The following is a 23433-nucleotide window of genomic DNA, read 5'->3' as shown; positions in this document are numbered from 1 at the left end:
GCCTGGACTGAGTCAGAAAGACGGCCCATGAGCGACACAGCTTTCTCCATCCCTGCCGAGACCATTGCTGCCCAGGTGGCGCAACTGCTTGGCGAACGCGCGCGGTCTGTCACAACCGACCGCGGTGAGGTCACCCTTGTGGTGGCTGCATCCGACTACCTTGAGGTCATGCAGACCTTGCGTGATGCGTCACAAGCTCGTTTCGAGCAACTCATTGATCTGTGCGGCATCGATTACTCCACCTACGGCGACGGCCGGTGGGAGGGGCCCCGCTTTGCAGTGGTCGTCCATCTCCTGTCGGTGAGTCTCAACCAGAGGCTGCGCGTGCGTGTGTTCTGCTCGGAAGACGATTTTCCGGTGGTGGCGTCGGTGTCCGGTCTCTGGTCGGCGGCCAACTGGTACGAGCGTGAGGCCTTCGACCTGTACGGCATCGTGTTCGAAGGCCACAACGACCTGCGCCGCATCCTGACCGACTATGGCTTCATCGGTCACCCCTTCCGCAAGGACTTTCCGCTGTCGGGTCATGTCGAGATGCGCTACGACGCCGAACGTCAGCGAGTGGTCTACGAGCCGGTGACGATCGAGCCTCGCGAAATCACACCCCGCGTGATCCGTGAAGACAACTACGGCGGGCTGCACTGATCATGGCTGAAATCAAGAACTACACACTGAACTTCGGTCCGCAGCACCCTGCAGCACACGGCGTGCTGCGTCTGGTGCTGGAGCTCGACGGTGAGGTGGTGCAGCGTGCCGATCCGCACATCGGATTGCTGCACCGCGCCACTGAGAAACTGGCCGAGCACAAGACCTTCATCCAGTCGCTGCCTTACATGGACCGTCTCGACTACGTGTCCATGATGTGCAACGAACATGCCTATTGCCTGGCCATCGAGAAGCTGCTGGGTATTGAAGTGCCGATCCGTGCGCAGTACATCCGGGTGATGTTCAGCGAGATTACACGTCTGCTGAACCACCTGATGTGGCTCGGTTCGCACGGCAATGACTGCGGCAGTTCGACCATCCTGATCTACGCGTTCCGCGAGCGGGAAGACCTGTTCGACATGTACGAAGCGGTGTCGGGTGCGCGCATGCACGCGGCCTACTTCCGCCCGGGTGGTGTCTATCGCGATCTGCCGGACACCATGCCGCAGTACAGGCACAGCAAGATCCGCAACGCCAAGGCGATGGCTGAGTTGAACCAGAACCGCCAAGGCTCGTTGCTCGACTTCATCGACGACTTTACGCAGCGGTTTCCGACCTACCTGGCGGAGTACCACACTCTGCTGACCGACAACCGGATCTGGAAGCAGCGCACGGTTGGCATCGGTGTTGTCAGTCCGGAGCGTGCTCTCAACCTGGGCATGACCGGTCCCATGCTCCGCGGTTCCGGCATCGCCTGGGATCTGCGCAAGAAGCAACCGTACGACGTGTACGACCGGGTCGAGTTCGACATCCCGGTTGGCAAGACCGGTGACACCTACGACCGCTACCTCGTCCGAATGGAAGAGATGAAGCAGTCCAACCGCATCATCAAGCAGTGCGTGGACTGGTTGCGCGCCAATCCGGGCCCGGTCATCACCGACAACCACAAGGTGGCGCCTCCCTCGCGCGAAGCGATGAAGTCGAGCATGGAAGAGCTGATCCACCACTTCAAGCTCTTCACCGAAGGCTTCCACGTGCCCGAAGGTGAGGCCTATGCCGCCGTCGAGCACCCCAAGGGTGAGTTCGGCATCTACCTGGTGAGTGATGGCGCCAACAAGCCGTACCGGCTGAAGATCCGCGCCCCTGGTTTCACGCACCTGTCCACGCTGGACGAAATGGCCAAGGGCCACATGCTGGCCGATGCGGTGGCCATCATCGGCACGATGGACATCGTTTTTGGAGAGATTGACCGATGATCTCGACCCCCGCTAACCAAGGCCCTGTGACGGCCATGGAACTGTCCGAGGCCACCAAGGCCCGCTTCGCCCGCGAAGTGGCCAAGTACCCCACGGAGCAGGCCCAATCTGCCGTGATGGCGTGTCTGTCGATCGTGCAGCAGGAGCAAGGCTACGTCAGCCACGCTGCCGAGCAGGCGATTGCCGACTACCTGGGCATGCCGGTGATGGCCGTCCACGAGGTGACGACCTTCTACAACATGTACAACCAGCGGCCGGTGGGCAAGTACAAGCTCAACGTTTGCACCAACCTGCCGTGCCAGCTGCGCGAGGGGTACACCGCGCTGCACCACCTGGAAAAGAAGCTGGGCATCGCCATGGGCGAGACCACGGCGGACGGCCTGTTCACGCTCCAGCAGAGTGAATGCTTGGGCGCCTGTGCCGATTCGCCGGTGATGCTGGTGAACGACCGCCACATGTGCAGCTTCATGAGCAATGAGAAGCTCGATCAGCTGATCGATGGTCTCAGGGCCGCGGAGGGCAAACAATGAACGCCCAGCAAGTGCTTGCTCAGTTCGCTGCCACGGGCGTGCAGACCTGTTTCCACGGTCGCCACATTGAGCCTCAGATCTACAAGGACCTGAACGGCAGCAACTGGTCGCTCAAGGACTACGAGGCGCGCGGTGGCTACCAGGCCCTGCGCAAGGTGCTGGGCATGGATGGTTCCGCGCCCAATCCCGAGACCGGTGCCGTGGGCATGACGCAGGACCAGGTGATCGCGACCGTCAAGGAGTCCGCGCTGCGCGGCCGCGGGGGCGCCGGTTTCCCCTCGGGCCTGAAGTGGAGTTTCATGCCCCGCCAGTTCCCCGGGCAGAAGTACCTCGTGTGCAACTCGGACGAGGGCGAGCCGGGCACCTGCAAGGACCGCGACATCCTCATGTACAACCCGCACATCGTCATCGAAGGCATGGCGATCGCGGCGTACGCCATGGGCATCAGCGTGGGCTACAACTACATCCACGGCGAAATCTTCGAGGTGTATGAGCGTTTCGAAGCCGCCCTGGAAGAAGCCCGTGCCGCCGGTTACCTGGGCAACAACATCATGGGCTCGAACTACTCGTTCCAGCTCCATGCCCACCATGGTTTCGGTGCTTACATCTGCGGTGAAGAAACCGCGCTGCTCGAATCGCTGGAAGGCAAGAAGGGTCAGCCCCGCTTCAAGCCGCCGTTCCCGGCCAGCTTTGGTCTCTACGGCAAGCCGACCACCATCAACAACACCGAGACCTTCGCGGCGGTGCCCTGGATCATCCGCAATGGTGGCCAGTCCTACCTCGAATGCGGCAAGCCGAACAACGGCGGTACCAAGATCTTCTCGGTCAGCGGTGACGTGAACCTGCCGGGCAACTACGAAATCCCGATGGGCACGCCGTTCTCGAAGCTGCTGGAGCTGGCCGGTGGTGTGCGCACTGGCCGCCAGCTCAAGGCGGTGATTCCTGGCGGTTCGTCTTCGCCCGTGCTGCCGGCCCACATCATCATGGACTGCACGATGGACTACGACTCCATCAGCAAGGCCGGTTCCATGCTGGGGTCGGGTGCCGTGATCGTGATGGACGACACCCGCTGCATGGTCGAGTCGCTCAAGCGCCTGTCCTACTTCTACATGCACGAGTCCTGCGGTCAGTGCACACCCTGCCGCGAAGGCACGGGCTGGCTCTGGCGCCTGGTCGACAAGATCCAGCGCGGTGACGCCAAGCCGGCCGACATGGACCTGCTGGACAACGTGGCCGAGAACATCATGGGCCGCACGATCTGTGCCCTGGGTGATGCAGCGGCCATGCCGGTGCGCGCCATGCTCAAACACTTCCGTCACGAGTTCGCGGCCATGATCAAGGCCGACACCGCGACCTCTGCCTGATCCGGAACACAACATGGTTGAAATCGAACTCGACGGCCAGAAGGTCGAAGTGCCCCCGGGCAGCATGGTCATGCATGCGGCCGAGAAGGCAGGCACCTACATCCCGCACTTCTGCTACCACAAGAAGCTCTCCATCGCCGCCAGTTGCCGCATGTGTCTGGTAGAAGTGGAGAAGGCTCCCAAACCCATGCCCGCCTGCGCCACGCCGGTGACCATGGGCATGATCGTGCGCACCAAGTCCGACAAGGCCATCAAGGCCCAGAAGTCGGTGATGGAGTTCCTGCTGATCAACCACCCGCTGGATTGCCCGATCTGCGATCAGGGCGGCGAGTGCCAGTTGCAGGACCTGGCCGTGGGCTACGGTGGTGGTGCCTCGCGCTACGAAGAAGAGAAGCGCGTGGTGTTCCACAAGAACGTCGGTCCGCTGATCTCCATGGAGGAGATGAGCCGCTGCATCCACTGCACCCGCTGCGTGCGTTTCGGCCAGGAGATTGCCGGCGTGATGGAGCTGGGCATGTCCAACCGCGGAGAGCACGCCGAGATCGAGACGTTTGTTGGCCAGTCGGTGGATTCCGAACTCTCGGGCAACATGATCGACATCTGCCCGGTTGGTGCGCTCACCAGCAAGCCCTTCCGCTACAGCGCACGCACCTGGGAGCTCTCGCGGCGCAAGAGCGTGAGCCCGCACGACTCGACGGGTGCCAACCTGATCGTTCAGGTGAAGAACCACCAGGTGATGCGCGTGGTCCCGCTGGAGAACGACGCCGTCAACGAATGCTGGATCGCCGATCGCGACCGCTTCTCGTACGAGGCCCTCAATGGTGAAGACCGCCTGACCCAGCCCATGCTCAAGCAAGGTGGCGAATGGCAGACCGTGGACTGGCAAACCGCGCTGGAGTATGTGGCCAACGGTCTCAAGTGCGTCAAGGACAAGCATGGCGCCGCAGCGATCGGTCTGCTGGCCAGTCCGCACAGCACGGTTGAAGAACTGTCTCTGGCCGGTGCCCTGGTGCGTGGCCTGGGCAGCGAAAACATCGACAGCCGTCTGCGCCATGCCGATTTCGGCCATGCTGCGCCGGCCGGTCAGGCCCGCTGGCTCGGGCGTCCGATTGCCGAGCTGTCGCAGTTGCAGCGCGTGCTGGTCGTGGGCTCCAACCTGCGCAAGGACCATCCGCTGTTTGCCCAGCGCATCCGCCAGGCGGCCCGCAAGGGATGTCAGGTCAATGTGCTGGCGGCACAGGCCCCTGACTGGGCCATGCCGCTGAAGAACGTGCTGCTCGCCGACAGCAGTGTCTGGGTCAGTGCTCTGGCCGGAGTCGCCGCCGCTGTCGCAGCGGAAGCAGGCGTGCAACCGCCGGTCGCCGGCAGCATCACCGACGAGGCCCGCGCAGTGGCGAAGTCCCTGCTGGGGGGCGAGCAGAAGGCCATCCTTCTGGGCAACGCCGCGGCTCACCACGAAAAGGCCTCCAGCCTGCTGGCGCTCGCCAACTGGATTGGTCAGCAAACGGGTGCCTCGGTGGGTTACCTCACCGAAGCAGCCAACACCGTCGGTGCGCAGCTGGTTCGTGCCGTGCCGGGGCAGGGTGGCCTCAACGCCGCGCAGATGCTTGGTGGACAGCTGAAGGCCGCCATTCTCCTGAACACGGAGCCGGCTTTTGACAGTGCCAAAGGTGCTGAAGGTCTGAAGTCCGCCGACATGGTGGTCACACTCAGCCCCTTCAAGGCCAACATGGACATCAGCGACGTGCTGCTGCCCATTGCACCCTTCACCGAAACCTCGGGCTCCTTCGTCAACGCGGAAGGCCGGGTGCAGAGTTTCCACGCGGTGGTGCGTCCGCTGGGCGACACGCGCCCGGCATGGAAGGTGCTTCGCGTGCTGGGCAATCTGCTGGGTTTGCCCGGGTTCGATGCCGACACCTCCCTGGCGGTGCTGGCCGCCGCCTTGCCGGGTGTCGCGGGCGGATCGTTGCTGGATGCCTCCCGTCTCAACAACGCCGATGTCGGTGTGGGGCCCGCCGCTGCCGACCAGTCGCCAGCCCAGACGTCCCCCTGTGTGGCGCCGATCTACCAGCTCGACGGGCTGGTGCGCCGCGCCACCTCGCTGCAACTCACGAGCGACGCCCGAGGAGCCCGCGCATGATCGACGCGATGTACAACGGAGGCCTTGGCCTCATCAACGCCTCCTGGTGGACCACGGCGGCCTGGCCGGTCATCTGGAGCCTGCTCAAGATCGTTGCTGTCGTCGCCCCGCTGATGGGGGCCGTGGCTTACCTGACCCTGTGGGAGCGCAAGCTGCTGGGTTTCATGCAGGTTCGCTTTGGCCCGAACCGCGTCGGCCCTGCCGGGCTGCTTCAGCCGATCGCCGATGCGGTCAAGCTGCTCACCAAGGAGTTGATCAGCCCCACCGCCGCCAGCAACGGGCTGTTTCGCCTGGGTCCCCTCATGGCCATCATGCCGGCGCTCGCCGCGTGGGTGGTGGTGCCGTTCGGTCCCGAGGCAGTGATCGCCAACATCAACGCCGGCCTGCTGGTCATCCTGGCCATCACCTCGATCGAGGTGTACGGCGTGATCATTGCCGGCTGGGCCTCGAACTCCAAGTACGCCTTCCTGGGCGCGCTGCGCGCCTCTGCCCAGATGGTGAGCTATGAAATCGCCATCGGCTTCTGCTTCCTGGTGGTCGTGATGACCGCGGGCAGCTTGAACCTGGGCGACATCGTTGCGTCGCAGGCCAAGGGCCACGGTGTGAACATGGGGCTGGACTTCCTGTCTTGGAACTGGCTCCCGCTGCTGCCCATTTTTATGGTCTACCTGATTTCGGGCGTGGCCGAAACCAACCGGCACCCGTTTGACGTGGTCGAGGGCGAAGCAGAAATCGTGGCCGGCCACATGGTCGAGTACTCAGGCATGGGCTTTGCGATCTTCTTCCTGGCCGAGTACGCCAGCATGTGGCTGGTGTCCATCCTGGCGGTGGTGATGTTCCTCGGCGGCTGGCTGCCCCCGATCGACAGCGCCTTGTTCAACTGGATTCCAGGCTGGATCTGGCTGGGTGCCAAGACCTTCTTCGTGGTGTCCCTGTTCATCTGGATCCGCGCCACTTTCCCCCGTTTCCGCTACGACCAGATCATGCGTCTGGGCTGGAAGATTTTCATTCCCGTCACGCTGGTCTGGCTGCTGCTCGTCGGCGGCCTGATGCAGACCTCGTGGAATCTCTGGAAATAAGCAAGGCGATCGATCATGTCCACCTCCGCCGTTGCCCCCTTTTCGCTGAGCGACTTTTTCAAGAGCTTCATGTTGCTGGAGCTCTTCAAGGGCATGGCCCTGACGGGCCGCTACGCCCTGCGTCGCAAGGTCACGGTCCAGTTCCCCGAAGAGAAAACTCCGCTGTCTCCTCGTTTCCGCGGTCTCCATGCCCAGCGCCGTTACGAGAACGGCGAAGAGCGCTGCATCGCCTGCAAGCTGTGCGAGGCCGTCTGCCCCGCCATGGCCATCACCATCGAAGCGGGTGAACGCGAAGACGGGACCCGCCGCACCACCCGGTACGACATTGATCTGACCAAGTGCATTTTCTGCGGTTTCTGCGAAGAGGCCTGTCCGGTCGATGCCATCGTCGAGACCCAGATTCTTGAGTACCACGGCGAAAAACGCGGTGACCTGTACTTCACCAAAGAAATGCTGCTGGCTGTCGGAGACCGCTACGAGCCTGAGATCGCCGCAGCCAAGGCCGCGGACGCCAAGTACCGCTGAGCCGGCGAAAGACAAGACCATGGACTACCAGACCGGCTTTTTCTATTTGTTCGCGGCGGTGATGCTCTTCGCCGCCTACCGTGTCATCACGGCGCGCAACCCAGTGCACGCCGTGCTGTTCCTGATGCTGGCGTTCTCCCAGGCCTCTGGCCTGTGGCTGCTGCTCAAGGCCGAGTTCCTCGGGCTGACACTGGTGCTCGTGTACCTGGGCGCGGTCATGGTGCTTTTCCTGTTCGTCGTCATGATGCTGGACATCAAGCTCGACGGAGACCGTTGGGGCTTCTGGCAGAACTTCCCCTTGGCGGCCACGCTGGGGGCACTGGTGGCCGCCGAGCTGATTGCCGTGCTGTGGGTCGGTTTTCCGAACATGGTGGCGCCGGTGGCGGTACAGGCTGCCGAGGTGTCGAACACGAAGGCCCTTGGCACGCTGATGTACACCGAATACCTGTACCCGGTCGAGATTGCCGCGGTGATATTGCTGGTGGCCATGTTCGCGGCCATCGCGCTCACGCTGCGCAAGCGCAAGGACAGCAAGGCCATTGATCCGGGACTGCAGGTTCGCGTGCGGGCTTCAGACCGTCTGGTGGTCGTGCCAATGGCCGCAACCAAAACACATGCTGCCTCCAGCGCAGTTGCCGCGGAGGAGGGCAAAGCATGAGCTTCACCAGTCTGTCACTCGGTCACTTTCTTTCGGTGGGTGCGATCCTGTTCGCGTTGTCCGTCATCGGCATCTTCCTGAACCGCAAGAACATCATCGTGTTGTTGATGGCCATTGAGCTGATGTTGCTGGCGGTCAACATGAACTTTGTAGCCTTCTCCCACTACCTTGGAGATCTCCACGGGCAGGTGTTTGTGTTCTTCATCCTGACGGTGGCCGCCGCCGAGTCGGCCATTGGCCTGGCCATTCTGGTGCTGTTGTTCCGCAGCAAGTCCACCGTCAGCGCCGAAGAACTCAACACCCTCAAGGGTTAAGAACATGAGCACCACCCTTTCCGCAACGACCCTGCTGGCCGTGCCACTGGCGCCGCTGGTCGGCTCGGCCCTCGCTGGCATTCTGGGCACCACGTTTGGCGGCAACCTGATCGGCCGCCGCGCCTCGCACTCTCTGACGATTCTGGGTGTGCTGGTGGCATTCATCATTTCGGCCATGACACTCAAGAGCGTGGCGCTGGACGGCGCCCGCTTCAACGCAACCATCTACGAATGGATGGTGGTCGGTGGCCTCAAGATGGAGATCGGTTTTCTCGTCGACGGCCTGACCGCCATGATGATGTGTGTGGTGACCTTCGTCTCGCTGATGGTCCATCTCTACACCATCGGCTACATGGAAGAGGATGCTGGCTACAACCGCTTCTTCGCCTACATCTCGCTCTTTACCTTCTCCATGCTGATGCTGGTGATGAGCAACAACCTGCTGCAACTCTTCTTCGGCTGGGAAGCGGTGGGTCTGGTCTCTTATTTGCTGATCGGTTTCTGGTTCAACAAGCCCACGGCCATCTTCGCCAACATGAAGGCCTTCCTGGTCAATCGGGTCGGCGACTTCGGCTTCATCCTGGGCATCGGCCTGATCGTGGCCTACGCCGGCACGTTGAACTACACCGAGGTGTTTGCCAAGGCCGGCGCACTGGGTCAGATCGGCTTTCCCGGCACTGACTGGATGCTGATCACCGTGATTTGCATCTGCCTGTTCATAGGCGCCATGGGCAAGTCGGCCCAGTTTCCGCTGCACGTCTGGCTGCCGGACTCGATGGAAGGCCCGACGCCCATTTCCGCGCTGATCCACGCCGCCACCATGGTGACGGCCGGCATTTTCATGGTCTCGCGCATGTCGCCCCTGTTCGAGCTGTCGGACACTGCGCTGAACTTCATCATGGTGATCGGCGCCATCACGGCGCTGTTCATGGGTTTCCTGGGCATCATCCAGAACGACATCAAGCGAGTCGTGGCCTACTCCACACTCTCGCAGCTGGGTTACATGACCGTGGCGCTCGGTGCCTCGGCTTACTCGGTGGCCGTGTTCCACCTGATGACCCACGCCTTCTTCAAGGCCCTGCTGTTCCTTGCGGCCGGTTCGGTGATCATGGGGCTGCACCACAACCAGGACATTCGCTGGATGGGCGGCGTGCGCAAGTACATGCCCATCACCTGGATCACCTCGCTGCTGGGGACCCTGGCCCTGATCGGCACACCGCTGTTCGCCGGTTTCTACTCCAAGGACGCGATCATCGAGGCGGTGCATTTCAGCAACCTGCCGGCCGCTGGTTTCGCACACTTTGCCGTGCTGGCAGGTGTGTTCGTGACCTCGTTCTACTCGTTCCGTCTGTACTTCCTGGTGTTCCACGGCAAGGAGCGCTACGACCAGAATCCGGACGCCCACCATGGGCACGACGACCACCACGACGACCATGGTCACCACGGTGATGGCAAGCCGCACGAAACCCCATGGGTGGTGACCGTGCCTTTGTTGCTGCTGGCCATTCCTTCTGTGGTGATCGGTTTCATGACCATCCAGCCGATGCTGTTTGGTGACTTCCTCAAGGACGCCATCACGATCAACTCGGCCGCTCACCCGGCGGTGGCGAAGTTCGCCGAAGAGTTCCACGGACCTCTGGCCATGGCCCTGCACGCCTTCTCCACCGCACCGTTCTGGCTGGCGCTCGCAGGAGCCGTGACGGCTTGGTACATGTACCTGGTCAACCCCGCGGTTCCTGCCACCATCGGTCGTGCGCTCAAACCGATCATCACCATTCTGGAGAACAAGTACTACATGGACTGGTTCAACGAAAACGTGCTGGCCCGTGGTGCGCGTGCACTGGGCACGGGTCTCTGGAAGGGCGGCGACCAGGGTGTGATCGAGACCGGTGTGGTCAACGCCAGTTGGAAGATTGTGGGCGGCTTCTCGTCGGTGGTCCGTGGCTTTCAGAGCGGTTACCTCTACCACTATGCGCTGTTGATGATCGTGGGCGTGTTTCTGTTCATGACGTATTTCGTGTGGCTCGCCAAATAAGGAGAACAAGAAGATGGGTTTGCTGAGCCTCGCGATCTGGGCACCAATCCTTTTTGGTGTCGTGTTGCTGGCACTGGGTCGGGATGACCAGGCCAATGTGGTCCGCTGGATCGCGCTGCTGGGGGCGCTGGTCTCGCTGGCGGTGACGATTCCTCTCTACACCGGCTTCGAGCTGGGTACGGCTGCGATGCAGTTCGTGGAGAAGATGCCCTGGATTGAGCGCTTCAACATCCACTACCACCTGGGCGTGGACGGCATCTCCCTTTGGCTGGTGTTGCTGACCGCGTTCATCACGGTGATCGTGGTGTTGGCCGGCTGGGAGGTGATCACCGAGCGCGTGAACCAGTACATGGGCGCGTTCCTGATCCTCTCAGGTCTGATGATCGGCGTGTTCTCAGCGCTGGACGGCATGCTGTTCTATGTGTTCTTCGAGGCCACACTCATCCCGATGTACCTGATCATCGGCATCTGGGGCGGTCCCAACAAGATCTACGCCGCCTTTAAGTTCTTCCTGTACACACTGATGGGTTCGCTGCTGATGCTGGTGGCCCTGATCTACCTGTACAACCAGTCGGGTGGCAGTTTCGACCTCGCGGCCTGGCACAAGCTGCCGCTGGGCAGCACCGCCCAGACCCTCCTGTTCTTCGCCTTCTTTGCCGCCTTCGCGGTAAAGGTGCCGATGTGGCCGGTGCACACCTGGCTGCCCGACGTGCACGTCGAGGCGCCCACCGGTGGCTCGGCCGTGCTGGCCGCCATCATGCTCAAGCTGGGTGCCTATGGCTTCCTGCGTTTTTCCCTGCCCATCCTGCCCGATGCCTCCCACCAGTGGGCCTGGCTGATCATCACCCTGTCGCTGGTGGCCGTGATTTACGTTGGCCTGGTGGCCATGGTGCAGAAGGACATGAAGAAGCTGGTGGCCTACTCGTCGGTGGCCCACATGGGCTTCGTGACGCTGGGCTTCTTCGTCTTCAGCGACATGGGCGTGTCCGGCGCCATCGTTCAGATGATTGCCCACGGCTTCGTCTCGGCCGCCATGTTCTTGTCGATCGGTGTGCTGTACGACCGCGTGCACTCGCGCAACATCGCCGACTACGGCGGTGTGGTCAACACCATGCCCAACTTCGCCGCGTTCGCGCTGTTGTTCACCATGGCCAATTGCGGTCTTCCGGGCACTGCGGGCTTCGTGGGCGAGTGGATGGTGATTCTGGCGGCGGTGAAGGCCAACTTCTGGATCGGTGCCGCCGCGGCATCGGCCTTGATCTTCGGCGCAGCCTACTCGCTCTGGATGTACAAGCGCGTGTACCTGGGTTCGGTGGGCAACCACCATGTCAAGGAACTCACCGACATCGGTCGCCGCGAGTTCCTGATCATGGCGCTGCTGGCCATCGCTGTGCTGTACATGGGCGTGCATCCGAAGCCGTTCACCGACGTGATGGATGCGTCCGTGGCCGAGCTGCTGCGCCATGTCGCCATCTCCAAGCTGCCCTGAACGCTGCCTGAGCAAACACACGAACGAGTCTTCACATGATTGATCAACTCAGCTTGGTGGCGGTCTACCCCGAGATTTTCTTGCTGGTGATGACCTGCGTGATTTCGCTGGTCGACCTGACCGTCAAGTCGCCGACCCGTCGCCCCACCTATCTGCTCACCCTGCTCACGCTGGCCTGTGTGGCCTTCCTGCAGGGCAAGAATGCCTTGGCCGGCCACTCGATCAGCGGTTTCGGCGGCATGATCGTGAGCGATCCGATGGGCCTGTGGCTCAAGTGTTTTGCCGCCATCGCCATGTTCGTGACGCTGGTCTATGGCCGCGACTACGCCTCCAGCCGCGACATGCTGCGTGCGGGCGACCTGTTCACGCTGTCGCTGTACGCGCTGCTGGGCATGTTCGTGATGATCTCCGGCCACAACTTCCTGGTGATCTATCTGGGCCTGGAGCTGTTGACCCTGTCGAGCTATGCCCTGGTGGCCCTGCGCCGAGACGATGGCAAGGCCATCGAAGCGGCCATGAAGTACTTCGTGCTGGGTGCGCTGGCCAGCGGTTTCCTGCTGTATGGCTTGTCGCTGGTCTACGGCGCCACCGCCTCGCTGGATGTGGCCGAGGTGATGAAGGCCATTGCCGGTGGCCCTGAAACCCTCAAAGGTTCACCGCAGGTGCTGATGCTGGGCCTGGTGTTCGTGGTCGCAGGTCTGGCGTTCAAGCTGGGTGTGGTGCCCTTCCACATGTGGGTGCCGGACGTGTACCACGGCGCTCCCACCGCGATCACGCTGATGGTGGGTGGTGCGCCGAAGCTGGCCGCCTTTGCCATCGTGATCCGCCTGCTGGTCGAAGGCTTGGCACCGCTGGCAGTGGACTGGCAGCAGATGCTGGCGGTGCTCGCCGTGGCTTCTCTGCTTATCGGCAACCTGGCGGCCATCGCCCAGACCAACCTCAAGCGCATGCTGGCGTTCTCCACGATCGCCCAGATGGGCTTCATGCTGCTGGGCCTGCTGGCCGGTGTGGTGCATGGGGACAAGGGGTTGGACACGGGCAACATGGTCAATGCCTACAGCGCCACGATGTTCTATGTCATCACCTACGTGCTGACCACCCTGGGCACCTTCGGCGTCATCCTGCTGCTTTCTCGCGACGGCTTCGAGTCCGATGAGATCGCCGATCTGGCCGGCCTGAACCAGCGCAGCCCGCTCTATGCGGGTGTGATGGCCGTGTGCATGTTCTCTCTGGCCGGTGTGCCGCCGCTGGTGGGCTTCTACGCCAAGCTGTCGGTGCTGCAGGCCCTGCTGGCCTCGTCGCAGCCGGTCTACATCGGTCTGGCGGTGTTCGCCGTCGTGATGTCGCTCATCGGCGCCTTCTACTACCTGCGCCTGGTCAAGGTCATGTACTTCGATGCGCCCACGCAGACCGCTGGCATCACTGCTGGCATGGACGTGCGCTCGGTGCTGTCGGTCAACGGTGCGCTGGTCCTGGTGCTTGGCGTGGTCCCGGGTGGGCTGATGGCCCTGTGTGCGCAGGCCATCGCCTCACTTCTCGCGTGAGCGCGTCGGTTTCTGTCTGGCTGGTGCTGCTGGCAGCCGTACTGGCCGCCAACCTGCCGTTTATCAACCAGCGCTGGCTGGGGGTGGTGCCGCGTTCGGCGCCCAAGTCCCTGGGCATTCATCTGCTGGAGCTGGTGATCTGCTATGGCCTTGTGGGGGCGCTCGGCTTGGCGCTTGAAAAGGCCGACGGCCAGATCTACCCCCAGGGCTGGGAGTTCTACGCCACCACTGGCGCACTGTTCCTCACGCTGGCCTTCCCGGGCTTTGTCTACCGCTACCTGTACAAGCGCCACGGCTGAGGACGCGCCATGAGCCAGGATGCCCACCTGCTTGAAGAGCCCGTCGCCCGCACCGAGTTGCTCAAGGGTCACTTCCTTCATGTCGTGCGGGACACCGTACGCCTGCCTTCTGGGCAAGAGGCGACACGTGAATATGTGCTGCACCCGGGGGCGGTGATGGTGATCGGTCTGCTGGACGACGGTCGTGTGGTCATGGAGCGCCAGTTCCGGCATCCCATGCGCAGCGTCATCGTGGAGTTTCCGGCGGGCAAGCTCGATGCCGGTGAGGGCAGCCTGGCCTGCGCCCGGCGCGAGCTGGCAGAAGAGACGGGATACAGGGCCACGGAATGGGCGTTTGCGGGCAGGCTGGCACCGACCATCGCCTACTCCGACGAAATCATCGACATCTGGTTCGCCCGGGGGCTGTCGCAGGGCGAACGCCGGCTGGATGAGGGCGAATTCCTGGACGTGTTCAACGCCACGCCCGACGAAGTGAATGGCTGGTGTCGCGACGGCAGCATCATTGACTGCAAGACCCTGGTCGGTGCCCTCTGGCTGCAGAACGTGCTGTCGGGCGTGTGGTCACTGGACTGGTCCGGCGCCATGCCCGCCGACGTCGCACGATAATTCAGTCATGAAGGTTCTCAACCTGCAGTGTTCGCACCAGCACGACTTCGAGGGCTGGTTCGCGTCGGAAGACGATTTCCATCAGCAACTGGAGCGTGGCCTGCTGAGCTGCCCGCTGTGTGGCGACGCGCAGGTGCGCAAGATGCTGTCGGCGCCGCGGTTGAACCTGGGTCGCACAAGCGAGGAACCGGTGGCGCGAGCAGGCACGGACGAGGGCCTGGTGGAGTTGGGCCGGACTGCGCCGGGGTCCGAACTGCAGGGGCGCCTGTTGCGCGCCGTGCGCGAGCTGATGAGCCAGACCGAAGACGTGGGCGAACGCTTTGCCGACCAGGCGCGGGCCATGCACCACGGCGAGCTGGCACAGCGCAACATCCGCGGCCGCACCACACCCGAGGTGGCGATGGAGCTGATCGAGGAGGGTATCGACGTGATGCCCCTGCCGGCCTTGCCGGCCCTGAAAGAAACACTGCAATGAAAAAAGCCCCGCGATGCGGGGCTTCTTCATGCTCGGCCCATCAGGGATACAAACCGCGCAGGTCGCGTGCGTGCAGGATGCGCTTGCAGGCCACGATGAATGTCGCAGTGCGCAGGCTGACCTTGTTCTCCTCGGCCACCTGCCAGACGGCAGCAAACGCGCCTTTCATGATGCGCACCAGGCGCTCGTTGATCTCGTCCTCGCTCCAGAAGAAGCTGGAGAAGTCCTGCACCCACTCGAAGTAGCTCACCGTCACGCCGCCAGCGTTGGCGATCACGTCGGGCAACACCAGGATGCCGCGGTCGTGCAGGATGTCGTCGGCCTGGGGCGTGGTCGGACCGTTGGCGCCTTCGATGATCATCTTGGCCTGGATGCGGCCGGCGTTGGCTTCGGTGATCTGCTGTTCCAGCGCAGCCGGGATCAGGATGTCGCAAGGCACGCCCCAGAAGGCGTCGTTGTCGATCACTTCGCCACCGCTGAACCCGGCGACCGAGCCCACGCGGGCCACGTGGGCGAGCAGGGCGGGCACGTCCAGGCCGGACTCGCGGTAGACGGTGCCGCCGTGGTCCTGCACCGCCACCACCTTGGCGCCGGCTTCCGCAAACAGCTTGCCGGCGACGCCGCCGACATTGCCGAAGCCCTGCACCGCCACGCGGGCCTTGGAAATGTCCATGCCGGTGTGCTTGGCGGCTTCGACGCCCACTGTGAACACACCGCGGCCGGTGGCTTCGCGGCGGCCCAGCGAACCGCCGAGGTCGACCGGTTTGCCGGTGACGACGCCGGTGGCCGTGGCGCCTTCGTTCATCGAGTAGGTGTCCATCATCCAGGCCATCACCTGTTCGTTGGTGTTGACGTCGGGGGCGGGGATGTCCTTGGTCGGGCCGATGATGATGCCGATCTCACTGGTGTATCGACGCGTCACGCGCTCAAGTTCACCGATCGACAGTTGGCGTGGGTCGACGCGGATGCCGCCCTTGGCGCCGCCGTAGGGCACGTTGACCGCCGCGTTCTTGATGGACATCCAGGCCGACAGCGCCATCACCTCGGACAGGGTCACGTTCTGGTGGAAGCGCACGCCGCCCTTGCCGGGGCCGCGGCTGGTGTTGTGCTGCACGCGGTAGCCCTCGAAGTGGGCCACGGTGCCATCGTCGAGGTGGATTGGCACGTCGACGATCAGGGTGCGCTTGGGGCGCTTGAGGGTGTCGACCCAGCGGGCGAGGCTGCCCAGGTAGGGCGCGACGCGGTCAACCTGTTGCAGATAGATGCCCCAGGGGCCGAGGTTGTTGGGGTCCAGATAGGACGGCAGGGCGTTGGTGAAGGCTGCCGGGCTGTTGGCCGCGGCGCCGGCCGGGTGCGGTGCTTGTGACATTTGCGAGGTGTCCTTGTGGGTTGTCTCATCGTTCCACGGTGGAGCCGATGGCCGGGACTGTAAGGACCGGGTGCCACCACTGTCCAAGGCCGAGTTGCCATTCCGTTATGCGCCTGCTGCATAACCCTGGTTGTCAGGCGGGTGGTCGTTCCCAGACCTGCCGGGCCACCCGTGCCATGTTTCCACCGAGGATGCCGTCGATGTCGTTGTCGTCCATGCCCGCCGCGCGCAGGGCCTCGGGCAGCTGCTTCCAGGTGTCGACCGATGCGTACCGCATCTGCCGGATGCCGCGGCCGTAGCCCGCGCCAGCGGGCCACCAGTACTCCGGATCAAAGGGCGGGGGCGGGTCGTCGTCGAGGCCGGGTTCTCCGAAGCCGATGTCCAGTCCCAGGCCGACGTGCCGGGTCCCGACGAGCTCGGCGACGTGCAGCAGGTGGCGCACGATGTCGCTCGCGGCGGGCGATTCGGCGCCGAGAAAACTGGAGACACCGGAGATGCACACCACGCCGCCGGTGGTGGCGCAGGCGCGGATCTGTTCGTCGGTGATGTTGCGACCATGTTCGACCAGGGCCAGCGGATTGGCATGGCTGAACACGACCGGCCGGTCCGAGTGGGCCATGATGTCCAGCGTGGTGCGGCGCTCGGTGTGCGAGCAGTCGATGATCACGCCCGCCGCGTTCATCGCCTCGACCATCCGGCGCCCCAGCGCGGTCAGGCCTTGCGGCGCGTCGTGGCAGCCGCCGGCCACGCTGTTGTTGCGGTTGTAGGCGAAGTGGATCTGGCGCACGCCGAGGTCGCGGTACAGCGCCACCATTTCCGGCCGTTCCAGCAGCGGCAGTGCGCCTTCGAGGTCGAAGCCGACCGCGAGTTTTCCCTCGTGACGCGCGCGTTCGATGTCGGCTACCGTGTCCGGCAGGAGGTATCGATCAGGTGCTGCAAGCAGCCGGGCGCGAAACGCCGCGATCACCGGCAGGATCTGCGACAGCGGGTTCATGTCCATGCCCACATTGATGCTCACGTAGTGCACGCCCGCGGTGCGGTAGTGCTCCAGTGGTGCAAAGCTGGCGTCGGGGTGCAGGGGCAGGCAGGTGTGGGCTTCCCAGCGAATCATGGGGTCCTTGGTGGTTGTGGCGCTTTCAGCGAGGCGGCGCGAGATGGCACCGATTTTGCAGTTCTTGATGCGGGTCAAGTGGACCTGTGGTTCAACACCAGTGGCACCAACGCAGGTGACAGCGGCACAGGCATTTGTCTTGATAATCATTTTTCACCCGACGGGCGAGCACTTCGCTGCGCCCGCATAACTTGAGGAAGACCCTATGTTTGAAGTGAAGAAACTGGCGCTGGCGCTGAGCCTGACGGCTGTTGCCGCTGCGTCGCATGCCGCAGGTACGCTGATTTACTGTTCCGAAGGCAGCCCGGAAGGCTTCGACACCGCGCAATACACGGCCGGCACCACCTTCGATGCCGCCGGTCACGCGCTCTTCAACCGCCTGACCCAGTTCAAGAAGGGCGGCACCGACGTCGAACCCAGCCTGGCCGAGTCCTGGGCCATTTCCGCCGATGGCCTGACCTACACCTTCAAGTTGCGCAAGGGCGTCAAGTTCCACACCACCGACTACTTCAAGCCCGGTCGTGACCTGACCGCCGACGATGTGATCTTCACCATCGAGCGCATGGTCAACAAGGAGCACGCCTTCAACAAGGCCTACCCGGCGCAGTTCCCCTACGCATCCGACGTGGGTCTGGAGAGCAACACCGAGTCGGTCACCAAGACCGATCCGCTCACCGTGGTCGTGAAGCTCAAGAAGCCGGATCCCGACCTGCTGGTCAAACTGGCCATGCCGTTCGCCTCCGTGCTCTCCAAGGAGTACGCCGACAAGCTGCTGGCCGAAGGCAAGGCCAGCATGATCAACCAGCAGCCCGTGGGCACCGGCCCGTTCGTGCTGCGCCGCTACGAGAAAGACGCGCAGATCCGCTACGCCAAGCACAAGGACTACTGGAACGCCAAGAACGTGCTGGTGGACAACCTGATCTTCGCGATCACCACCGACGCGTCGGTGCGCTTCCAGAAGCTCAAGGCCGGCGAGTGCCACATCATGTCCTTCCCCAAGCCGCAGGACATTGCCGCGATGAAGACCGACTCCAACCTGAAGGTCGACACCGCCCCGGGCTTCAACATCGGCTACCTCTCGTACAACACCGAGAAGGCCCCGATGAACAAGCTGGAAGTGCGCCAGGCGCTGGACATGGCGATCAACCGCAAGGCGATCATCGACGCGGTCTACCAGGGCCAGGGCCAGGAAGCCGCCAACCCGTTCCCGGCTTCGCTGTGGTCCTACAACAAGAACCTGAAGAACGCCGCCTACAACCCCGAGAAGGCCAAGGAGCTGCTGAAGAAGGCCGGCGTGGCCGAAGGCACCGAGATCACCCTCTGGGCCATGCCGGTGCAGCGCCCGTACAACCCCAACGCCAAGCTGATGTCCGAAATGATCCAGGCCGACTGGGCCAAGGTGGGCATCAAGGCCAAGATCACCCAGTACGAATGGGGTGAGTACCTCAAGCGCATGAAGAACGGCGAGCACGACACCGGCCTGATCGGCTGGACCGGGGACTATGCCTCGCCCGACAACTTCCTGGGCGTGCTGCTGACCTGCGAGGCCGTGGGTGGTTCCAACTACGCGCGCTACTGCAGCAAGGAATTTGATGGCTACACCCTCAAGGCCCGCAACAGCACCAACCAGAAGGAACGCACCGAGCTGTACATGAAGGCGCAGGAAGTCTTCAAGAAAGACCTGCCCTGGACGACCATCGCCCACTCGACGGTCAACCAGCCGATGCGCAAGAACGTGTCCGGCTTCGTCATCAGCCCCTTCGGCGACTACAACTTCGAAGGCGTGGGCGTGAAGTAAAGTCTTCGCTTTGGCTCACATGGCAGGCGTCAGGTTTGACGCCTGCTTTTTTTGTATTTGCATAACAACAAGGAGTGTTCTCTCATGCTGAGATACCTTCTCCAAAGACTGCTGGTGCTCATACCCACCTTTCTGGGCATCACGCTGCTGACCTTCTCGCTCATCCGGCTGATCCCGGGTGATCCGGTGGAGGTCATGATGGGCGAGCGCACGCTCGATCCCGAAATGCACGCCGCCGCGCTCAAGAAGCTCGGGCTGGACCAGCCGCTGTACGTGCAGTACGGCCGCTACCTGGCCGATCTGGCACAGGGCAATCTGGGCCAGTCGCTCAAGACCCAGGCCAGCGTCTGGACCGAGTTCAAGTCGCTGTTCCCGGCCACGCTGGAACTCGCGCTGTGCGCACTGCTGATCGCGCTGCTATTCGGCGTGATCGCGGGCGTGCTCGCGGCCGTCAAGCGCGGCACCTGGCTGGACCACACAGTGATGACGGGTGCGCTCACCGGCTATTCGATGCCGATCTTCTGGTGGGGTCTGCTGCTGATCCTGATCTTTTCGGTCGGCCTGGGCTGGACACCGGTGTCCGGGCGACTCGACCTGATGTTCGATGTGCCGCCGCAGACGGGCTTCATGCTCATCGACGCCTGGCTGGCCGAGCATGCCGACCCCGAGCTCAACGCCGGCGCCTGGTGGGATGCGGTGCGTCACCTGATCCTGCCGGCCGTCGTGCTGGGCACCATCCCGCTGGCGGTGATCGCGCGCATGACGCGCTCGTCCATGCTGGAGGTGCTGCGTGAGGACTATGTGCGCACCGCGCGTGCCAAGGGTCTGTCGCCCTCGCGGGTGGTTTTCGTGCACACGCTGCGCAACGCGCTGATTCCGGTGCTCACCGTGGTCGGCCTGCAGGTCGGCACGCTGATGGGCGGCGCGGTGCTGACAGAGACCATCTTCTCCTGGCCGGGCATCGGCAAGTGGCTGATCGAAGCGATCGGACGGCGCGACTACCCCGTGGTGCAGAACGGCATCCTGCTGGTCGCCACCCTGGTGATCCTGACCAACTTCACCGTCGATCTGCTCTACGGTGTGGCCAACCCTCGCATCCGGGTGACCTCATGAATTTCAGAGAATTCTGGCGGGCGTTTTCGCTCAACAAAGGGGCCGTGGCCGGTCTGCTGTTCATGGCCGTGGTGGTGCTGCTGGCGCTGTTCGCGCCGCTGGTCGCACCGCACAGCCCGATCGAACAGTACCGCGACCACTTCCTGCAGGCCCCCGTCTGGGCCGGCGGCAGCTCGCAGTTCCTGCTGGGCACCGACGAGCTCGGCCGCGACCTGCTCTCGCGGCTGATCCACGGTGCGCGGCTGTCGCTGCTGGTGGGTCTGGTGTCGGTGCTGATGGCGCTGGTGCCGGGGGTGATCCTCGGTCTGGTGGCGGCCTTCGCCGGCAAGTGGGTCGACTCGACCATCATGCGCGTGATGGACATCGTCATGGCACTGCCCTCGCTGCTGATGGCGGTGGCCATCATGGCCATCCTTGGTCCGGGTCTGGTCAACGCCATGATTGCGATCGCGCTGGTGTCGCTGCCGGCCTATGTGCGCCTGGTGCGCGCCTCGGCGATGAGTGAGCTCAAGCGCGACTACGTCACGGCCGCACGGCTGTCGGGCGCGCGCACGCTGCGCCTGATGTTCGTGACCGTGCTGCCCAACTGCACGGCGCCACTGATCGTGCACGCCACCATGAGCTTCTCGGCCGCGATCCTCGAAATCGCAGCGCTGGGCTTCCTCGGCCTGGGCGTGCAGCCGCCGCTGCCCGAGTGGGGCACCATGCTCGCCTCGGCGCGCGACTACATCGAGAGCGCCTGGTGGGTGGTGACATTGCCGGGCCTGACGATCCTGCTGTCGGTGCTGGCGATCAACCTGGTGGGCGATGGTCTGCGCGACGCGCTCGACCCCAAACTCAAGTCGGCCTCATGAACGGGCAAGGAATACCAACATGAGCCTTCTGGACATCCAACAACTGAGCGTCGAGTTCGGCGCCAAGGGCCGCGGTTTTCGCGCGGTCGATTCCCTCGACCTGCAGCTGAACCAGGGCGAGGTGCTGGGCATCGTCGGCGAGTCGGGTTCGGGCAAGTCGGTCTCGATGATGGCGATGATGGGCCTGCTCGCGGGGCAGGGGCGCGTGAACGCGCAGCGCCTGCACTTCGACGGCCAGGACCTGCTCACCATCAGCGACCGGCAGCGGCGCAAGATCCTGGGCAAGGACATGGCCATGATCTTCCAGGACCCCATGACCTCGCTGAACCCGTGCTTCACCGTCGGCTACCAACTTGAAGAGGTGCTGCGCGAGCACATGGGCCTGCGCGGCGCGGCGGCGCGCGCGCGGGCGCTGGAGCTGTTGCAGATGGTCGAGATCCCGGGCGCGCAGAGCCGGCTGGACAGCTACCCGCACCAGTTCTCCGGCGGCATGGCGCAGCGCGTGATGATCGCGATGGCGATCGCCTGCAACCCCAAGCTGCTGATCGCCGACGAGCCGACGACGGCGCTGGACGTGACCATCCAGGCGCAGATCATGGAGCTGCTGGTGCAGCTGCAGCAGGCGCACCACATGGCGCTGATCCTGATCACGCACGACCTGGCGGTGGTGGCCGAAGTGGCGCAGCGCGTGGCCGTGATGTACGCGGGCCAGGTGGTCGAGCAAGGCCCGGTGGACCGGCTGTTTGCCACGCCCTCGCACCCCTACACCGCCGCGTTGCTGCAGAGCGTGCCCGAGCACAGCCGCGGCGCGCGTCGCCTGCACACGCTGCCGGGCATCGTGCCCGGGCAGCACGACCGGCCGGCCGGCTGCCTGCTGTCACCGCGCTGCCCGAAGGTGCAGGAACGCTGCCAGATCGAACGCCCCGGACTGCTCGCCCATGAGGGCACCCAGGTACGCTGCTTCTTCCCCCTCGTGGCCGAGGAGGTGGCGTGATGAACAATCCAAACCAATCACCGATGAGTCCGTCCGCTGCACCCGTGATGCAGGCCGAGTCACTGACGCGCCACTACGGCGTGTCGCAGGGCGCGTTCAAACCGAAGCTGACCGTCAAGGCCCTGGTCGATGTGTCCTTCTCGCTTGCCGCCGGTCAGACGCTGGCGGTGGTGGGTGAATCGGGCTGCGGCAAGAGCACGCTGGCGCGCCAGCTCACGCTGATCGAGGAGCCGACCGAGGGCCGCCTGCAGGTCGGCGGCGAATGGGTCGTGCCGGGCGACCGCACGCAGTACAAGCGGCTGCGCAGCCAGGTGCAGATGGTGTTCCAGAACCCGTATGCCTCGCTGAACCCGCGCCAGAAAATCGGTCACCAGATCGCCGAGCCGCTGCTGCTGAACACCACGCTGTCTGCAGACGAGCGAAAGCAGAAGGTGCAGGAGATCCTGCAGCGCGTGGGACTGCGCCCGGAGCACGCCGACCGCTACGCCCACATGTTCTCGGGCGGCCAGCGCCAGCGCATCGCGATTGCGCGGGCGATGGTGCTGCAGCCCAAGATCCTGGTGGCGGACGAGCCGACCTCGGCGCTGGACGTGTCGATCCAGGCGCAGGTGCTGAACCTGTTCATGGACCTGCAGGAACAGCTGCAGACGGCCTATGTGTTCATCTCGCACAACCTGGCGGTGGTAGAACACATCGCGGACCATGTGATGGTGATGTACCTGGGGCGGGTGGTGGAGTCGGCGCCGAAGGAGGCGCTGTTTTCACGCGCGCTGCATCCGTACACGCAGGCGTTGCTGTCGGCGACGCCCTCGATCGATCCGGCGCAGCGGCAGAAGAAGATTCCGATCACGGGTGAGCTTCCGAGTCCGCTGAACCCTCCCTCTGGCTGTGCTTTTCACAAGCGCTGTCCTCGGGCGGATGCGCGTTGTTCTTCCGAGTTGCCGCTGTTGCGCGAAGTTGAAGGGCGGCTGGTGGCTTGTCACCACGTCTGACTTCTTGCTCTGACGTTTTTCATTCGGCGCTCTGGCTTTGCTGGCAAGGGCAGGTGGTGCGGGTGGTCGTTCTCCGTCCCACCTCGCGGGGGTCTGCGCGGGTGTGCCTGCGGCACTTCGTCAACGACTCTGTGGTGATCCAGCGCGTGGGCAACCGCGAATGGGGACTGCGCCCGTCCACCCGCACCACCTGCCCCGAGTGAGGTTTGAGCTTGCGTTGTCCGTGGTGCGCTCGTGCGTTGGTTC

General features: G+C 63.6%; 23 protein-coding genes. 21 read left to right on the top strand and 2 right to left on the bottom strand.

The genetic code is table 11. The features are described 5' to 3' along the window. Window positions 1–27: 27 nt before the first annotated feature. Genes BC358_RS18285 through BC358_RS18215 form a run of 15 tightly spaced genes read left to right on the top strand, consistent with a single transcriptional unit; the run spans window position 28 to window position 14956 of the window. The gene (locus BC358_RS18285) at window positions 28–642 is read left to right on the top strand and encodes an NADH-quinone oxidoreductase subunit C (protein WP_079366933.1); all 615 of its coding nucleotides are present in this window, start codon (window positions 28–30) and stop codon (window positions 640–642) included. Window positions 643–644: 2 nt separating this feature from the next. Then, window positions 645–1898 (top strand): NADH-quinone oxidoreductase subunit D, encoded by a 1254-nt coding sequence (locus BC358_RS18280; protein ID WP_066150070.1) that lies wholly within the window; start codon window positions 645–647, stop codon window positions 1896–1898. Between the two features lie 35 nt (window positions 1899–1933). Continuing rightward, window positions 1934–2428, top strand: a complete 495-nt coding sequence (gene nuoE, locus BC358_RS18275) for an NADH-quinone oxidoreductase subunit NuoE (protein WP_066150074.1) — start codon at window positions 1934–1936, stop codon at window positions 2426–2428. Continuing rightward, a complete protein-coding gene (nuoF, locus tag BC358_RS18270; protein WP_066150077.1) occupies window positions 2425–3792 on the top strand; it encodes an NADH-quinone oxidoreductase subunit NuoF in 1368 nt (455 codons plus the stop codon). Before nuoE ends, nuoF begins: the two co-directional genes overlap by 4 nt. A gap of 13 nt (window positions 3793–3805) precedes the next feature. Beyond that, window positions 3806–5932: an NADH-quinone oxidoreductase subunit NuoG gene (gene nuoG / locus BC358_RS18265; protein ID WP_079366932.1), complete on the top strand. Its 2127-nt coding sequence runs from the start codon at window positions 3806–3808 to the stop codon at window positions 5930–5932. Then, complete coding sequence (nuoH, locus tag BC358_RS18260) at window positions 5929–7011, top strand: NADH-quinone oxidoreductase subunit NuoH (RefSeq protein WP_079366931.1); 1083 nt, start codon at window positions 5929–5931, stop codon at window positions 7009–7011. The genes nuoG and nuoH overlap by 4 nt, the downstream gene beginning before the upstream one ends. A gap of 15 nt (window positions 7012–7026) precedes the next feature. Next, a complete protein-coding gene (gene nuoI, locus BC358_RS18255; protein WP_066150086.1) occupies window positions 7027–7536 on the top strand; it encodes an NADH-quinone oxidoreductase subunit NuoI in 510 nt (169 codons plus the stop codon). 19 nt (window positions 7537–7555) lie between these two features. Further along, window positions 7556–8194, top strand: a complete 639-nt coding sequence (locus BC358_RS18250; protein ID WP_079366930.1) for an NADH-quinone oxidoreductase subunit J — start codon at window positions 7556–7558, stop codon at window positions 8192–8194. After that, the gene (nuoK, locus tag BC358_RS18245; RefSeq protein ID WP_066150092.1) at window positions 8191–8508 is read left to right on the top strand and encodes an NADH-quinone oxidoreductase subunit NuoK; all 318 of its coding nucleotides are present in this window, start codon (window positions 8191–8193) and stop codon (window positions 8506–8508) included. Before BC358_RS18250 ends, nuoK begins: the two co-directional genes overlap by 4 nt. A 4-nt stretch (window positions 8509–8512) precedes the next feature. Further along, window positions 8513–10543 (top strand): NADH-quinone oxidoreductase subunit L, encoded by a 2031-nt coding sequence (gene nuoL, locus BC358_RS18240; RefSeq protein ID WP_079366929.1) that lies wholly within the window; start codon window positions 8513–8515, stop codon window positions 10541–10543. A 13-nt stretch (window positions 10544–10556) separates the two neighbouring features. Continuing rightward, window positions 10557–12032 (top strand): NADH-quinone oxidoreductase subunit M, encoded by a 1476-nt coding sequence (locus BC358_RS18235; RefSeq protein ID WP_066150098.1) that lies wholly within the window; start codon window positions 10557–10559, stop codon window positions 12030–12032. A gap of 35 nt (window positions 12033–12067) precedes the next feature. Beyond that, window positions 12068–13576 carry an NADH-quinone oxidoreductase subunit NuoN gene (gene nuoN / locus BC358_RS18230; RefSeq protein WP_066150102.1) on the top strand — a complete coding sequence of 503 codons (1509 nt, stop codon included), beginning with the start codon at window positions 12068–12070 and terminating at the stop codon, window positions 13574–13576. Beyond that, on the top strand, window positions 13573–13875 hold the full coding sequence (locus BC358_RS18225) for a DUF2818 family protein (protein WP_079366928.1): 303 nt from the start codon (window positions 13573–13575) through the stop codon (window positions 13873–13875). The genes nuoN and BC358_RS18225 overlap by 4 nt, the downstream gene beginning before the upstream one ends. A 9-nt stretch (window positions 13876–13884) precedes the next feature. Further along, a complete protein-coding gene (locus BC358_RS18220) occupies window positions 13885–14481 on the top strand; it encodes an NUDIX domain-containing protein (protein WP_066150108.1) in 597 nt (198 codons plus the stop codon). Window positions 14482–14488: 7 nt separating this feature from the next. Then, window positions 14489–14956 carry a DUF1178 family protein gene (locus BC358_RS18215; RefSeq protein WP_066150112.1) on the top strand — a complete coding sequence of 156 codons (468 nt, stop codon included), beginning with the start codon at window positions 14489–14491 and terminating at the stop codon, window positions 14954–14956. A gap of 40 nt (window positions 14957–14996) precedes the next feature. On the opposite strand, the gene BC358_RS18210 is transcribed toward BC358_RS18215, so the two are convergent. Together BC358_RS18210 and BC358_RS18205 are read right to left on the bottom strand one after the other, a co-directional pair. Then, window positions 14997–16325, bottom strand: a complete 1329-nt coding sequence (locus BC358_RS18210; RefSeq protein WP_066150115.1) for a Glu/Leu/Phe/Val dehydrogenase — start codon at window positions 16323–16325, stop codon at window positions 14997–14999. 133 nt (window positions 16326–16458) lie between these two features. Beyond that, entirely contained in the window at window positions 16459–17436 is a 978-nt protein-coding gene (locus BC358_RS18205) for a dipeptidase (RefSeq protein ID WP_079367117.1), read from the bottom strand. 205 nt (window positions 17437–17641) lie between these two features. Between BC358_RS18205 and BC358_RS18200 the strand changes: the two genes are divergently transcribed. From BC358_RS18200 to BC358_RS22160, 6 genes are all read left to right on the top strand, one after another. After that, window positions 17642–19234 carry an ABC transporter substrate-binding protein gene (locus BC358_RS18200; protein WP_079366927.1) on the top strand — a complete coding sequence of 531 codons (1593 nt, stop codon included), beginning with the start codon at window positions 17642–17644 and terminating at the stop codon, window positions 19232–19234. A gap of 84 nt (window positions 19235–19318) precedes the next feature. Next, a complete protein-coding gene (locus BC358_RS18195) occupies window positions 19319–20347 on the top strand; it encodes an ABC transporter permease subunit (protein ID WP_079366926.1) in 1029 nt (342 codons plus the stop codon). Then, window positions 20344–21201 (top strand): ABC transporter permease subunit, encoded by an 858-nt coding sequence (locus tag BC358_RS18190; protein WP_066150124.1) that lies wholly within the window; start codon window positions 20344–20346, stop codon window positions 21199–21201. Before BC358_RS18195 ends, BC358_RS18190 begins: the two co-directional genes overlap by 4 nt. 19 nt (window positions 21202–21220) lie before the next feature. Continuing rightward, complete coding sequence (locus tag BC358_RS18185; protein WP_079366925.1) at window positions 21221–22195, top strand: ABC transporter ATP-binding protein; 975 nt, start codon at window positions 21221–21223, stop codon at window positions 22193–22195. After that, window positions 22195–23187 carry a dipeptide ABC transporter ATP-binding protein gene (locus BC358_RS18180; RefSeq protein ID WP_207959325.1) on the top strand — a complete coding sequence of 331 codons (993 nt, stop codon included), beginning with the start codon at window positions 22195–22197 and terminating at the stop codon, window positions 23185–23187. The genes BC358_RS18185 and BC358_RS18180 overlap by 1 nt, the downstream gene beginning before the upstream one ends. 62 nt (window positions 23188–23249) lie before the next feature. Beyond that, a complete protein-coding gene (locus tag BC358_RS22160) occupies window positions 23250–23390 on the top strand; it encodes a hypothetical protein (protein ID WP_164868443.1) in 141 nt (46 codons plus the stop codon). Window positions 23391–23433 lie beyond the last annotated feature (43 nt).

Source organism: Hydrogenophaga sp. H7, assembly GCF_002025745.1.
Taxonomy (GTDB): domain Bacteria; phylum Pseudomonadota; class Gammaproteobacteria; order Burkholderiales; family Burkholderiaceae_C; genus Hydrogenophaga; species Hydrogenophaga pseudoflava.
This window is presented reverse-complemented; position numbering and strand designations above follow the sequence as displayed.